Raw genomic sequence first — 14,234 nt, 5'->3', positions numbered from 1 at the left:
GTCAAGGATGCGGGGCCAGCGCATCAGAAGCTCAGCACCGTGTTGAACAGCACCGAATAATAACGCCCCGATCCGTTCGACTGGGTGAAGAGGTCACGGAAGCCCGATCCCGCGTCCAGCACCGCGCCCGACAGCCGAAACACGATGTTCTGCGTCATGCGTGGCCGCCAGATCACAGCCGCCGAATAATCCCAGCCGATCGATTTGGGGATGCTCCCCTCGACCCGCAGAACCTGCAACACACTCGTCGTATCGAACCACAAATGATTGATATTGGCCGATACCCGTAATGTCGGCAGCAGATCGAAATCCGCGCCCGCGCCGGCCAGCACGGTTCCCGGATTGATGAAGTTGGATTGCCCCTCATCCTTCGACGACCGCAGCGAATTGAGGATGCCGTTGCGCCCGTTGATCGCGATCGCCCGGCCACCGCCGGCAAAGGGGATCGATTGGCGGATCCAGTAGCTCGTGTCGGCCCCAGCGAAGATAGGGTTCTCCAATATGGCATCGAATCCGGTTTCGGTGCGGTCATAGGGATTGCCGTCCCCGCTGGCATAGAGCAAAGACCCGCGCAGGCGGATCCAGTTGAAGTCATAGGATGGCTCGGCTGCGGCGAAGAAGGCGCGGATACGCGCCGGCTGGCTGGTCAGGAAATTATGGCTGTCATGGCCGAGCGCACCATAGGTCGACACCGTCAGGTTGAGCCGGCCGAAATGCCCGTCGCCGTTATAGCCGAGATAGACCACGTCGTAATCGTGCCCGCGCAAATCGCCGAGCAAGGCCGGGCGCACCGGGAAGCCGTTATGATCGACATGGATCTCCCCGCCCTCGCGGTTGCGGTTCCACGCCACCAGCACCTGCGAGGTGAAGCCCGGCACCGGCAGATCCTGGCGGTAGAGATTGGCCAGGAAGACATAATCCTTGCGAGGAGTCTGGCCTAAGTCGTTCAATCCGCTGTTCGTATCCTTCTCCAGTCGGCGAAACACCGCGAGATTATACTGGAAGCGGTTATTGTCGCGATTGCCGAAGAAGCGAATGCCGAGCTGATTGTCGTTGAACAGGAAGCCGCGGAAATCGGCCTGGAACGGCTGGATACCGACCCGGACGGAATTGAAATCGTAGCGGTCCGAAACGTTGCGCAGGTGATAATCGACGAACGCCTCCTGCACGCCGACGAAGCTGTCGGTGCGGTGCGTCGGATCGGTCGGCCTGACCGACAGGATCCGCTTCTCGCTGACGTTGGTGTAATTGTAGTTGTAGGCCAGCGTCAGCCGATACTCGATCACGGGCGGCATGAACGCAGTCGAGCCCTTGATCAGCGCCATGCTCGCGATCACGGTCTGCGACAGCGCCAGGCTGGACGAGCGCCCGAACGTATCGAGGCTGCCCGGCCGATCGCTGGTCTGCACCCCGATCGGCGTCGGGAAGGATCGCGGCTCGACCACCGTGTCGGAGATCGCGCCGAGCGAAAGGAACCAGTCGTCGCCCTTGATCGGGAACGGGATCTTGCGGTGATCGATCGGCCGGTCGCCCTTCAACATGCTCTGGTGATAGGGGTCGAGCGGCGAGCGGCACACCGCCTGCGCGGCGACGAAATTCTTGTCGCGACACAGCGTCGTCATCAGCCGCCAGCGATCGGGGACCGGGATCTCGTCCTGCGGGAAGGCTTCGGGCGGCGGCGCGCGCACGGCGGACGGATCGACGAGGATCGTCTCGGCAGGTGGGAGGCTGGGCCGGATGCCTGGCCGGCGGCGGTCTGTCACCGGCGCGCTCGGCGTCATCGCCTGCGGTTCGAGCGCCTTGTGGTCGATGGCAGGCGGCGCTGACTCAAGCTGCGCCTCAGGCAGCGGTACCGGCACATCCGATCCCTTTGGGCGCGCCGCGCCTGTGGTTACAGCATCACGCACGGGATCAGCCGCAGCGAGCCCGCCCGCATGCGCAGGCGCCGCCAGCATCAGCGTCAACGCCAGGACAGGCCTACTTGCCCGAACAGACATCCTGGTCGCTCGTATCGAGGAAGGGGGCGAACGGGCAGCTGATGTAGCGCAGCCGCACATCGGCCGCGGGCATGTGCACCACGATCTGGTCGGCGCGGATCGCCGCGGGCGCATTTGCGATCGAGCCCACCCGGAGTCCCGAATTGTAGAGGCCCAGGAACGAGATCATGTCGTCCTGGTCGATGCCGTCGCCCGACACGCCGATCCCGCCGACCAGCACGCTGCCGCGATAGATCGGCACCGATCCGGGGAAGATCTGGATGCCGTTCTGGATGCGGGCGGTCCCGGCCGTGGTGGGAAGATCGGTGCAGCGCTGCGGCGTATCGGTGGCGCTGGCACCGGAGACGTAATTGAGGTGCGCGCCGATATTGCCGATGATCAGAGCCGACTGGAGCCCGGTCGAAAAGGGGCTGAACTGGCTGATCGGGCGCGAGAAAGGCCCGTTCGGCTGGCCCACCTGACCGTCGGGGAAATAGGGCCGCGACAGATTGCCGCCGGCACGATCGGTAAAGGCAAACTGGCCGGTCAGCGCGTTCGGATCGCTGAGGAAGCCACGCGCGGCTGCGACGAAGCCACGCACGTCCGAACTGCCCGAAGCGCTCAGATCGCTTCCGGCCTTGTTCCCCGAGAAGAAGGCCGCCGTCCGCGCCTTCTGCAGCGCCACGTCGGTGCCGAAGATGGGAGCGTCGGGCGCCCGCACCAGGCCCAGCGGCACCCCGCGCGTGTCGACCACCGCGATCGACACCTGCGCGCGGCTGTCGAGCGGCCGGCGGATCTGGGCGCGGGCGCGCGTCATGATCTTGAACGCTTCCTCCAAGGTCGCGCGCACCTCGGCTGCGGTCAGCGGCTGGGCGACGTCGCCGCCGTCGGTCGCGGCCACGATCGGAAAGCGGTTCGCGCCAGCGCCGTTGGTCAGCACGAAGGCATCGCTGATCGAGAATTCGGCGCTGGTCGACGCGCGTATGCCCGACGCCTCGCTGCCGAGCGGCTGCCCGGCGAGCAAGGCGGGCGTGCCGGTCTCGGCATAGTAACCCCGCACGGGCACGAGCTGGCCGAGGCTGGCGGCGACGTTGGCGAAAGCCGGTGCCGATGCCGGACTGGATTTCAGCCCCGCCGCGGTCGCGTCGATGAAGCGCAAGGTCGTGCCGTCGACGCTGATCTTGTCGGCGGTGATCGTATCGGGTGCGGCGAAGCCGGTGGTGCCCGCCAGCGCGATATATTCCTCGTCATCGACATCGACATTCGATTGATCGGGATCGAGGCCATAGACCCCGTCCCCCATCACCCCGATCCCGCCGACCAGCACGCCATTCTTGTAGAGCGGGATGCCCCCCGGATCGGCCGCCAGGCCGAGCGGCGAACGCTTGGGCCCGATCAGCGCCCCCGCCCCACCCGCCGCATTGTAGCGTGCGGACAGGTCCGAGCAGGGCAATTGGCTGAACTGGACCCCGAAGAGCGGCCCGCTCTCCAGCCCTACCGCGGCGGGCGTCGGCGGGAATTCGGGCTGCACGATCTGCGATGCGGTGCGCGTGGTGAAGGCATTGCCCCCGCTGGAAAGGTAGGCCGCCGTGATCGCCTTGGCGATCGCCCCCGCGGCCGCGGGGAAGGTCACGCCCTGCGCATCGAGATTGACGCCCGATGGCGGCGTCGGGATCGTCGCGGTCGCGCGCGCGCCGTTCATCTGGAAGACCGCGAGGACATTGCCGACCCGATCGCTCACCGCGATGACGGACGGCAGCCCGCGCGCCTTCGCCTCGGTCGCCGCCTGCGCGATCACCTGGCCGACATCGGCGGCGGTGAGGGCTTCCTGCGCCGGCGCGGTGTAGTTGCCGCCGGTGGTCGTGGTCGTGCCGGTGCTGGTGTTGGTCGCGGTGCCCGAGCCCCCGCCCCCGCCGCACGAGGCGAGCAGCAGCGACAGTCCTGCGACCCATGCGATGATGGGACGGCTTCTCACCGGAGCCCCCGGATCGCCGCGGCGGCCCTGGCCATCGCGCTCTGGAATTCGAGCGGCTGGTAGAGATTGGGATCGCGCACCGCGCGATAGGCCGCATCGATCGACCCACGCATCGAAGCCGCCCGCGCGGCGGGCAGCGCGCCCTGCTTCACCAGCGAATTGAGCAGGCTGTCGAGCGCCATCACCGCCTGCGCGCTCGCCTCGTAATCGGTGTAGCGCGCCGCAGCCCCGGCCGCGACGGCATCGATCACCGCAAACGTATCGGCGGTCGAGAAGGTACGCGCGGCAAAGACATCGCCCAGCGCGCGCGTGCTGGCCCTGAGCGTCCCGGCGGCGGCCACGGTCTGGGGGCGGCCCTGCGCCATGGCGAGATGGAATGCCCGCGCATCGCGATCGAAGCGCGCGGCCAATGCGGGCGAAGCGACCTTGGCCGCGGCGGAAAGCATGATGATATTTTCGTCCTGAAAAGGCGGCGACCCCGGCGGCAACGGGCGCCCCGGATTGGCGAGCGCGCTCGGCTTGAAATCGGGCTGGTCGCCGATGCGGCGGTGACAGGCATGGCAATCGAAGAAGGCGAGATCGGGAAAGACCCCCTGCTGCCCGCGCGGCCCCGCATAGACGGTCAGCGCGCGCTCCAGCGCCGCGGCCTGCCCGACCGCCCACAGCCGCACCGGCGCGGATCGCGCCTTGCGCTGGGCATAATCGCCATCCTCGTTCCAATGCTGCTCGAGCGCGCTGAACAGCTCGAGCTCGAACGAAATCCGCGGATGGCCCGCCGCCATGATGCGGTGATCGACCCACTGCCCGTCGCGCCCGCTGCCGAGGTGGCAATCGAGGCAGCGCGTCGCGCGCGCCTTCGGCTGGTCGATCGGATAGAGGCCGTTGGCGATGTTCGACGCATGGGTGGCGCCGGTCGCGCGATGGCTCGCCAGCCAGGGCGCGCTCGCCGCCCCATGGCAGGCCTCGCACCCGACCCCGTCCGACACGCGCCAGGCCGGCCCGCGCACCGGCGCCGGATCGGCATGGCAGCCCAGGCACAAAGGCGCGCTCTGCGGATCGCCCAGATCGAGCCGGGCCGCGATCGCGCGTCCCCGCGCCCCGCCCAGCACCGCCCAGGCCCGGCTATGCGCGCCCGCCTGGCTGGCGGCATTCTGCCACAGCGATATCTCGTCCTGGCGGACGATCGCGCCGGTCGGCTCCTGGCGGCCATGGCAGGTCGATCCGGCGCAGGAGGCTACGCCCAGATGTGTGCCCACGGCCGAATTGGCCGCAGGCGCGCGCTGGCCGAGGACGAGCAGCATCAGCAGCAGACACGCGGCTGCGCCCACACCCCAGCGCTGCCCCCAATGCCGTTTCACGCCGCCCCTTACCCCTGCTTCACGGCCCCGATAGCGATATCGGCCCCCGCGTAAAAGCGAACCGCGAACGCAATGTGCAAATAAGTCGCTGGACGCGACTATTCGGAGTCGGTCAGACGATGCCCCTCGAGGCGATGCGCCTCCCGCGCCGCCTCCCGCCGATCGATTTCGCGAACGCTCTTGGCCTGCCCGTGGCGGGCACGATTCTCGGCCGCCGCCTGCGCAGCGGCATCACGCGCTTTGGCCTTGCGGGCACGGCGCAGGTTGACGACGTCTCCCATCAGGCGGGCACTATCATGTGCATCACGCGCCGCGCCAGCTTCGCCGTCACCGGCGTTTCGGCCAGCAGTTCGCCATCGATCGAGATCGGCAAGGGCGGATCGGTCTCGATCCGGAATTCCTTGCCGCGGAACTCGCGCACCGATCCGCGCACATGATCGGGCCCGATCAGGCTCAGCCCCCAGCTCCACAGCAATTTGGTGCGCCACGTGCCTTCGATCGCCTGGATCACGATGTCGCCATCGTCGACGGCGGTTCGCACCAGTTCCGAGCCGCCATGATAAGCGCCGTTCGCGATCCGCACCTCCAGCGCGTCCATCGTCGTGCTCTTGCCGGCGGCATCGGTGACCGTCAGCCCGAACGGCTTGTAGCGCGCCATCTGGACCGCCGCCCAGCCGAGATAGCCCGGCCGACCGAACCATTTCTTGAGACCGTGCGGCACCGTCTCGGCGATCAGCGGCGCAATGCCGATCGCGGCGCAATTGGCGAATTAATCGCCGTCGATCATGCCGAGATCGATCAGGCTGGTCTGGCCCTCGGCGATCACCCGCACCGCGCCGGCGACGTCGAGCGGGATGCCGAGCGTGCGCGCGAAGCTGTTGGCGGTGCCGAGCGGCAGCAGGGCGAACACCGTATCCTTGTCGACGAGATGGTCGACCGAGGAGGAGATCGATCCGTCGCCACCGCCGACGATCACCAGCGGCACGCCAGTCCCCACCGCCTTCTTCACTTCGCGCTCGAGCCGTTCGGGATTCTTGAGCGCCTTGCAGATGACGAGGGTGAAGCCCGCCTCCTGGAGCAGCCGGCGCGCCTCGGCAAAGGCCTTCTGCCCCCGGCGCGATTTGGCGTTGACGATGAGGGCGGCGCGGCGGGGGGCTGTGGTGGTCACAGCATCCTAACGCGGGCCGGGCCATTTCGGTGCCGTAGCGGGTCGGAGGCCTGCCCCGGGCACGCCATTTTCCCTGTTATTTCCCTGTTAATTGCAAAGAACAGGGAAAATTCCGGTTTTTCGATTGCGCGGGCCGTGCGCGCCACCGGTTGCGCCAGCGCCCATATCGCTGAGAAGCCGCGACAATCCGCGCAATCCTGTGTCGCTTTCCCTGTCGCACGGAACAGGGAAAGATCAGGGCGACGGAACAGGGACGAAAATCCGCGGAACAGGGCGCCGATCGTTCGAAAATTCACATGTCAAAGAGCAGGCGGGCTCTTCCATCCGGATCGTCCCGCGCCGCCATTTTACCCGGAATTGAGCGGACTTTCATTCTCAAGCTCCTCCCGCCGCGCCCAATTCTTCTTTTTCGACAACGGCCACCCGACCCTGTGCGCCGACGACCGCCTGTTACGGGACGGGCGGCATCGGGTGGACCAGATCTGAGCTTGCGCGCATCCTGGCGAGAAGGACCTGCTTGTATATCGGCGGGGTGATGGGCGGGCGCGGGTCCGCTCGGCCCACCCATGGTCGCCAATTCAAAACAACGCTCTGTCGGTGAACGATCGGCCTTATCGCTGAGCGGAAGCTACCGGGCTTTCGACTTGCACAGAAATGGGCAATTTTATTGCATCAGCAAGCGCTTATTTTCGGCATCTCGATTTGGCGAGGCCGATGAGAATTATCCTACTATTGATAGGAGCGAACGGCCGCATGTGAGACGTTGCCGTCATTCCCGTGTTGAGCCGCGAACGGCGGCTCCCGACCGAACACCGGACGTTCCGAATCTGATCAAAGCGAGGTCAGATAGCGGATAAGACTGACCGTTGGCGGGCGGGCAGCGATAGGAAGAAAATCGAAAAAAGCTGCCCTTCGTTCAGTTCAGGTTTTCCCTCCGCGCGTAGATCAATTGCGGGCACGGGCTCCCGCGGCAAGCTCGACCACTTCGGCAGTGACTTCCTCCTGGCGGATGCGGCGTTCCAATGCTTGCAGCGTTGTCAGCTTGCTATCGATATTGGTCTTGGCCGCCGCCATCGTCGCCATGCGCGCCTCATTCTCGGCAGCGAACGCTTCCAGCGCCGCCTCGCAGACCTGGGCGAACACATATTCCTGGCCCAGCCGCGCGATGAGATCCGCCGCCGGGAGGTTGGTGAGCGGGCCAGCCGTGCCCGCCGCGACCGGAAAGGCTTTCGGGTCGAAGGGCAGGAGGGCGCGGCGGGTGACGGCGACGCCACGGCCGACGGTCCAGACCGGATAGACCATCGCGATCGGCACCGCGCCGGCCTGCCCGAGATAGGCGTAGAGGGCATCGACGATCAGGGTCGCGGTATCGGGTATCGCACTTGCACGGCTCGGCAACTCGCCGTGCCAGTCGACGGCGAGTTGCCGCTGGGCGGCGAGCACGGCCGATCGCGTGCCGACGAGGAAGACGTGGGCGTCGCCGAAGCCGGCCTCCGCCGCATCGAGCACCTGCTCGACGAAGGCGCCGGCGAAGCCCTGCTCCGCCCCGAACACCAACAGGCCGGGCTTACCCGTCGCTTGCGTCCGGGATGCGGCGGCCGTTCCCGGAGCCTCCAACAACCGCGCTTGCCCGATGGCGCGCGCGGCAATCTCGGCAAAAGCGCGCACCGCCGGGAGCAGTGCCCGGCTCTGCTGGGCGCGCGCGCCCGCGATGCCCCGCATCGCGTTCACCACCGCGCCAAGCTGTCGCGTGGTGCCGATCCGCTGACTGACATCAGCCAGCCGCTCGGTCATGCCGCGGCTTTCGGGAGACCGTCGACCAGCGCTCGAACGGCCGCGAGCAGCGCCTTGCGTTGCGTGTCATCGATCCGGTCACCCGCGTCGATCGCCGTGATGAGATCCGGCACATGGGCGTCGAGCCAGGCCGGCAATGCCGATCGTATCGCCGAAATCGCCGTTGCCGGGCCGGCATCGAACAAGCCCCCGCCCAGCGCCAAAGCGAGCGCCGTCTGGTCCGCCGCGCGCAGCGGCTGGAACTGCGGCTGGCGGAGCAGTGCGCGCAAGCGGCGACCGCGTTCGATCTGGGCCTTGACGCGCGGGTCGGGCTGCTCGCCGAAGCGGGTGAACATTTCGAGCTCAAGGAACTGCGCATATTCGAGCCGCAGCGTCCCGGTGGCGTCACGCAGCGCCTTCGCCTGGGTCTTGCCGCCGACGCGGCTGACGCTGGTGCCGACATCCACCGCCGGCTTGTGCCCTTCGGCGAACAGCCTGGCATCGAACACGATCTGGCCATCGGTGATCGAGATCAGGTTGGTCGGGATGTAAGCGCTGAGGTTGCCTGCATCGGTCTCGGCAATCGGCAGTGCGGTCAGGGAGCCCCCGCCGAGCGCCGGTGACAATTTGGCGGCGCGTTCGAGCAGGCGCGAGTGGAGAAAGAACACGTCGCCCGGATAGGCCTCGCGCCCCGGCGGCTGGCCGGTAAGGAGCGCGATCTCGCGGTGCGTGGCGGCGTGCTTGGTGAGATCGTCGAGCACGATGAGCACATGCTGGCCGCGGTCGCGGAACCATTCGCCGATCGTCATGCCGGCGAAGGGGGCGATCCATTGCAGACCGGGCGCCCCCGCCGGGCTTGCGACCACGAAGATGCAGCGCTCGGCCGCCCCGTGGCGGCGGACCTGATCGATGACACGCGCGACGCTCGATGATTTCTGGCCAATCGCAACATAGACGCAGATGATGTCGCTCGATCGCTGGTTGATGATCGCATCGACCGCCAACGCTGTTTTGCCGGTCGCGCGGTCGCCGAGGAGGAGCTCGCGCTGCCCGCGCCCGATGGCGAACAGGGCATCGATGACGAGCGTGCCCGTCTGCACCGGCTGGATGACGAGGTCGCGGTCGATTATTCCCGGAGCGGCGCGTTCGACGGGTTCGCGGCCTTCGTCGGCGATCTCCGCGCCCCCATCGAGCGGCCGGCCGAGCGGATCGACGATCCGCCCAAGCAGGCTCTTGCCGACGGCGACGCGCACGACCTCGCCGGTGCCCGCAACCTGGTCGCCCGCCTTCACCGCCTCGCCATCGTCGAGCAGCACACAGCCGACCCTGTCGCGATCGAGCGTCTGCACGAACCCCGACTGGCCCCCGGCAAAATGGAGCAGTTCGTCGAGGCGGGCGTCGGCGAGTCCGGAGATCAGCGCCACACCATCCCCGATCAATTCGACGCGACCCACGTGCTGGAGCCGTGGCTCCAGCACGACGGCGTCTATCCGCGCACCGGCCCGGGCGAGCCAGTCCTCAGCCGATCCCGACATGGGTCTCCCCTTCCTGCAGGCCGTGCAGGAGATCATCGAGATCGGCACGCCAGCTGTTGCGCAGCACCAACTCGGCATTCCGAAGTTCGAACCCCTCGATCAGCGCTGGGTCCACGACGAATGCCGGATTCGCCAGGCCCGGCAGCGCCGCCGTCAATGCCTTGCCATATCGTGCTTCATCCTCGCCGAGCGCCTTGGCCGTGATAACCTGTAGCGGGCTCGATGCGAGGCGACGACGATCTTCGTCCGACAGTTTCCCGAGACGATCGACGAGTGCCTGGAACATTGCTTCCGTGACAGCTTTCGCCGGCAGGCGCGCCAGCAGCTTCTCCGCCATCTGTCCGGCGAGCACAGCCGCCTCGGCCTCCAGCGCGGCACCCCTGCGTGTACCCTCCTCATCGGCGGCCGCCTCCGCCTGTTTATGGAGATCGGCGACCTCCTGCTTGGCCTGGTCGAGCAGCTTCGCGCGATCGGCCTCGGCGCTCGCCTGCGCCTCGGCGCGGCGGCACTCGACGTCGGCCGCGAAGGCATCGTTGCTCGCCTTCAACGCCGCTTCTTGTGTCGTCGCGTTGGCCTTGGCCGTCTCGGCATCGGCGAGCAGCTTGTCGACGGCTGCCTGCCGCGCCGCGATCGCGGCGACGATCGGCTTGTACAGGAAGCGGCTCAACAGCCACACGAGGACAAGGACGTTGATCGTCTGAAGCGCGAGCGTCCACCAGTTGATACGCACGTTTTCGCTCAGGCGAACGGGTTGGCGAAAAGCAGCAGCAGCGCGATGACGAGACAGTAGATCGCCATCGTCTCGATCATCGCGAGCCCGACGAACAGTGTGCGCGAAACCGTACTGGCAGCCTCGGGCTGACGCGCGATCGCGTCCATCGCGGCGGCGACCGCGCGGCCCTGCGCCAGAGCTGGCGCGATCGCACCGATCGAGATGGCGAAGGCCGCGCCGAGGATGCTCGCCAGATGAATCCAGTTCATGTCTTTGCCTCTGATTGTGGGTCGGACGCTTCACCGATCGCGCTGCCGATGAAGACCATTGCGAGCGCGCCGAAAATATAGGCCTGGACGGCGCCGGTCAGCAGCTCGAGCGCCATCAGCGGGATCGGGACAAGCAGGCCCGCCAGGCTCAGCACCACGCCAATCATGAACACCCCGCTCATCACGTTGCCGAACAGGCGCACGGTGAGCGAAAAGCTGCGGGTGAACAACTCCACGACGTTGAGCGGCACCATGAAAATCGATGGCTGGGCGAAGGTCATCAGGTAGCGGCCCGGACCGACCGCACGGATCCCGTAGAAGATGGTCGCCCCGAACACGATCAGCGCCAGCGCGGCGTCCGTCTCCAGCGCTGCGGTCGGCGGCTCGATTCCCGGGATCAGCGACGACCAGTTGGCGACCAGAACGAAAATGAAGAATGTGCCGATCAGCGGCAGGTAGCGCGCAGGGGCCACGTTCATTGTCTCGCGGATCTGTCCGGAGATCGTATCGACGATCACTTCCAGCGCGGCCTGAACGCGCGTCGGGCGGAGTTCCAGCCGACGCGTGGCCGCCCAGGAGCCGATCGTCAGCACCGCCATGATTGCCCAGGTGGTAATGACAGGTGTTGTGATCGGAACCGGCCCGACCACGAACAGCGTGCGGGTCACGAGCGGCGAGGCGATCATGGCGACACCGTGCCGAGCCAGCGCAGGACGATCTGCCGCGCGACCATGAATCCGCCGGCGGCACCGAGCAGAACCGGCCAGCCCTGCCGTGCGGCGGCGACGAGCACCACGAGGGTCAGCAGTGCGCGCCCGAGCCGCAGGCCGAACGCGGCGAGGGGCGATCCGCCGCGCGCCAGCAGGTTGGCATCGCGCGAGATCGCGACGAAGTGGACCGTACCCGCGGCGGCGCCAAGCAACGCGAATGGGAATATCATACCCGCGCTCATTGCCGTCCCAGCCACTTCCAGGCGGACCAGCAACCGAGCCCCACGCCCAGGAACAGCAAGGGTGCCGTCCAGAAGATCCCGGTTGCGAACCGGTGGTCGAGCCAGCGGCCGATCGCGAGGGTGACCAGCGCCGGCACCACGATCTGCCAGCCGAGCGCGCCGATCTGCCCGAGATTGCGTGCGAGCGAGGGACCCCGCTTCGCCCTCGCCTGCCGCCTTCGTGCGGCGCGCAGGCGTACGGCATCGATCAGGCCGGCCTTCGGCGGCGGAAGCTCCTCGCTCACAAATCGATCGCTTTGGGCGCGCCGTCGAGCGCCTCGATCATGTGGCGGATTGCTTGCATGCGCAGCCGGGCCGAAGCGGTGCGTTCCATCCGCTCGCTTTCGATATGCGCGCGGTAACCGGCGAGGACTACCGTCTCCAGCTGATCGAGATCGTCGCCGACATGGGCCTCACGCGTCGCGATCGAGACGTCGCTGCCACCGGAGACGGTCAGGATGCCACCCCGGACTGCGCAATAGCCGGCGCGACCATCGGCGTGCCGCCACGACACGACCGAGATCGAGAGCACGGTGAGGAAATCGGCATGGCCGGCAAGCACGCCGAAGCCGCCGCTGGCATCTTCCGCGCGGAGCGACACCACGTCGCCCGCGTCGACGGCGATGGCGACGGGATCGGTGATCAGCAGCCTCATGCCGGCACGGGTTCGGGCGCCGGCCTGGGCGCGGAGCCCGCCTGCTTGCCGCGCGCCTCGGCGAGATCGCCGACCATGTAGAAGGCGCTTTCCGGCCAATCGTCGCACTCGCCGGCCAGGATCGCGCGACAGCCTTCCAGCGTATCGGCCAGCGGTACCGATCGCCCCGGCTGACCGGTGAAGGCTTCGGTGACGGCGAATGGCTGGGTCAGGAAGCGCTGCAGCCGGCGGGCGCGGTTGACGACGAGGCGGTCGTCCTTGCCCAGTTCCTCCATGCCGAGCAGCGCGATGATATCCTGCAGCCCGCGATATTGGGCGATCGCCTCGCGGACGCCTTGCGCGATGGCATAATGCGCCTCGCCGACGACGAGCGGATCGAGCAGGATCGAGGTCGATCCGAGCGGATCGATCGCAGGATACATGCCTTCTGCCGCCATCGCGCGCGACAACAGGATATTGCTGTCGAGATGGTCCGATATCGCCGTGACCGCCGGATCGGTAAAATCGTCCGCCGGTACGTAGACTGCCTCGATCGCCGTGATCGAGGCGCCCTTAACCGACGCGATCCGCTCCTGCAGCGCCGCAACCTCGCTCGCCAGCGTCGGCTGGTAGCCGACGCGCGATGGCAGCCGCCCCAGCAGACCCGACACCTCGCTGCCCGCCTGGACGAAGCGGAACACGTTATCCATCAGCAGCAGGACGTTCCGGCTCTGCTCGTCGCGAAAATATTCGGCGACGGTGAGCGCGGTCATCGCCACGCGCCAGCGCGCGCCCGGCGGCTCGTTCATCTGGCCGAAGACCAGCACCGTCTTGTCGATCATGCCCGAGTCGCGCATGTCGGTGAGCAGCTCATGCCCCTCGCGCGAACGCTCGCCGATCCCCGCGAAGACGGAGACGCCGGCATAGCGTGTCGCCATCGCGCGGATCAGCTCCATCACCAGCACGGTCTTGCCGACCCCAGCGCCCCCGAACATCGCCGCTTTGCCGCCTTGCGCGAGAGGGCTGAGCAGGTCGATCACCTTGATGCCGGTCTCGAACATGCCGGTCGCCGCGCTCTGCTCGTCGAGCGGCGGAGGTGCGCGGTGGATCGGCCGGCGCGGCACGTCCGGCGCGAATGCCGCACCCCCGTCGCCGATGGTGCCGGTGACGTTGACGAGGCGTCCGAGCACGGCATCGCCCACCGGGACGGTCACCGGCGCGCCGGTCGCGTGCGCGGAAACGCCGCGCGCGAGGCCGCTGGTCGTCTGGAACGCGACCGCACGCACCGTATGTTCGTCGATGTGGCTCTGCACTTCGGCGATCAGGTCGCCGGAGATGCCTTCGATCCGCAGGGCCTCGTTGATCGCCGGAAGCCTGTCGGGGTCGAAGGTTACATCGACGACCGGTCCCCGCACCGCCACGACCCGTCCAGGCTCCGCTGCTGCAATGACATCGTCCACCGTACCGCCGCCCTTCATGGTTCCCGTTCATTCATCCTGCGACCGGTGAGATCCTTCATTTTCGACGTCGGCCATCGATGCCGACCGCGTTCTCCGGACGGATCGGCGCCGCCGGATGCAGCATGCTCGAAGTCCGCTGGCAATACGAAGGACATACTCTCCATCCGTCTGGGAAGCGAATGATCAGAAGAATGACCGGCATCTATTCGTCGCGTTGCCGGCGAGTGAGGCAGGCCGCAACACGTTGGGGCACGGTCGCGGGCCATCGCTGCCTATATTCTGCTGCGCGCGCTGCAGACCGTACTCGTGCTCGGCCAGATCAACAGATTCCTGACGCTTCCATTTCGCTCTCGAACTTGCCGCGGGCTTCGAGGCGGAAGTGG

15 protein-coding genes are annotated in these 14,234 nt (G+C 67.2%); all 15 read right to left on the bottom strand.

All coding sequences use genetic code 11. From position 1 onward, the window contains the following. Positions 1-23: 23 nt before the first annotated feature. Positions 24-1,781 (bottom strand): hypothetical protein, encoded by a 1,758-nt coding sequence (locus AB4Z44_RS05330; protein WP_404714355.1) that lies wholly within the window; start codon positions 1,779-1,781, stop codon positions 24-26. Between the two features lie 196 nt (positions 1,782-1,977). Next, a complete protein-coding gene (locus AB4Z44_RS05325; RefSeq protein ID WP_404713031.1) occupies positions 1,978-3,951 on the bottom strand; it encodes a heme-binding protein in 1,974 nt (657 codons plus the stop codon). Further along, positions 3,948-5,309: a multiheme c-type cytochrome gene (locus AB4Z44_RS05320; protein WP_404713030.1), complete on the bottom strand. Its 1,362-nt coding sequence runs from the start codon at positions 5,307-5,309 to the stop codon at positions 3,948-3,950. Before AB4Z44_RS05320 ends, AB4Z44_RS05325 begins: the two co-directional genes overlap by 4 nt. 98 nt (positions 5,310-5,407) lie before the next feature. Further along, positions 5,408-5,590, bottom strand: a complete 183-nt coding sequence (locus AB4Z44_RS05315; protein WP_404713029.1) for a DUF4169 family protein — start codon at positions 5,588-5,590, stop codon at positions 5,408-5,410. Further along, a complete protein-coding gene (locus tag AB4Z44_RS05310) occupies positions 5,590-6,030 on the bottom strand; it encodes a diacylglycerol/lipid kinase family protein (protein ID WP_404713028.1) in 441 nt (146 codons plus the stop codon). Before AB4Z44_RS05310 ends, AB4Z44_RS05315 begins: the two co-directional genes overlap by 1 nt. Before the next feature lie 48 nt (positions 6,031-6,078). Then, on the bottom strand, positions 6,079-6,477 hold the full coding sequence (locus tag AB4Z44_RS05305) for a diacylglycerol kinase family protein (protein ID WP_404713027.1): 399 nt from the start codon (positions 6,475-6,477) through the stop codon (positions 6,079-6,081). A 945-nt stretch (positions 6,478-7,422) separates the two neighbouring features. After that, a complete protein-coding gene (locus AB4Z44_RS05300; protein ID WP_404713026.1) occupies positions 7,423-8,271 on the bottom strand; it encodes a F0F1 ATP synthase subunit gamma in 849 nt (282 codons plus the stop codon). Beyond that, positions 8,268-9,785, bottom strand: coding sequence for a F0F1 ATP synthase subunit alpha (locus tag AB4Z44_RS05295; RefSeq protein ID WP_404713025.1), 1,518 nt, complete (start codon positions 9,783-9,785; stop codon positions 8,268-8,270). Before AB4Z44_RS05295 ends, AB4Z44_RS05300 begins: the two co-directional genes overlap by 4 nt. Continuing rightward, complete coding sequence (locus tag AB4Z44_RS05290) at positions 9,769-10,515, bottom strand: hypothetical protein (protein ID WP_404713024.1); 747 nt, start codon at positions 10,513-10,515, stop codon at positions 9,769-9,771. Before AB4Z44_RS05290 ends, AB4Z44_RS05295 begins: the two co-directional genes overlap by 17 nt. An 8-nt stretch (positions 10,516-10,523) precedes the next feature. Further along, positions 10,524-10,766, bottom strand: coding sequence for a F0F1 ATP synthase subunit C (locus AB4Z44_RS05285; RefSeq protein WP_404713023.1), 243 nt, complete (start codon positions 10,764-10,766; stop codon positions 10,524-10,526). Then, positions 10,763-11,452, bottom strand: a complete 690-nt coding sequence (locus AB4Z44_RS05280; protein WP_404713022.1) for a F0F1 ATP synthase subunit A — start codon at positions 11,450-11,452, stop codon at positions 10,763-10,765. Before AB4Z44_RS05280 ends, AB4Z44_RS05285 begins: the two co-directional genes overlap by 4 nt. Continuing rightward, positions 11,449-11,706, bottom strand: a complete 258-nt coding sequence (locus AB4Z44_RS05275; RefSeq protein WP_404713021.1) for an ATP synthase subunit I — start codon at positions 11,704-11,706, stop codon at positions 11,449-11,451. Before AB4Z44_RS05275 ends, AB4Z44_RS05280 begins: the two co-directional genes overlap by 4 nt. Positions 11,707-11,714: 8 nt before the next feature. Then, positions 11,715-12,002 carry an AtpZ/AtpI family protein gene (locus AB4Z44_RS05270; RefSeq protein WP_404713020.1) on the bottom strand — a complete coding sequence of 96 codons (288 nt, stop codon included), beginning with the start codon at positions 12,000-12,002 and terminating at the stop codon, positions 11,715-11,717. Beyond that, positions 11,999-12,412 carry a F0F1 ATP synthase subunit epsilon gene (locus tag AB4Z44_RS05265; RefSeq protein ID WP_404713019.1) on the bottom strand — a complete coding sequence of 138 codons (414 nt, stop codon included), beginning with the start codon at positions 12,410-12,412 and terminating at the stop codon, positions 11,999-12,001. Before AB4Z44_RS05265 ends, AB4Z44_RS05270 begins: the two co-directional genes overlap by 4 nt. Next, positions 12,409-13,869, bottom strand: coding sequence for a F0F1 ATP synthase subunit beta (atpD, locus tag AB4Z44_RS05260; protein WP_404713018.1), 1,461 nt, complete (start codon positions 13,867-13,869; stop codon positions 12,409-12,411). The genes AB4Z44_RS05265 and atpD overlap by 4 nt, the downstream gene beginning before the upstream one ends. Positions 13,870-14,234 lie beyond the last annotated feature (365 nt).

It is taken from the genome of Sphingomonas sp. MMS24-J13 (genome assembly GCF_044905095.1).
GTDB lineage: Bacteria > Pseudomonadota > Alphaproteobacteria > Sphingomonadales > Sphingomonadaceae > Sphingomonas_I.
Note: the sequence above shows the minus strand (reverse complement) of the source record. Positions and strands in the feature narration are given on the sequence as shown.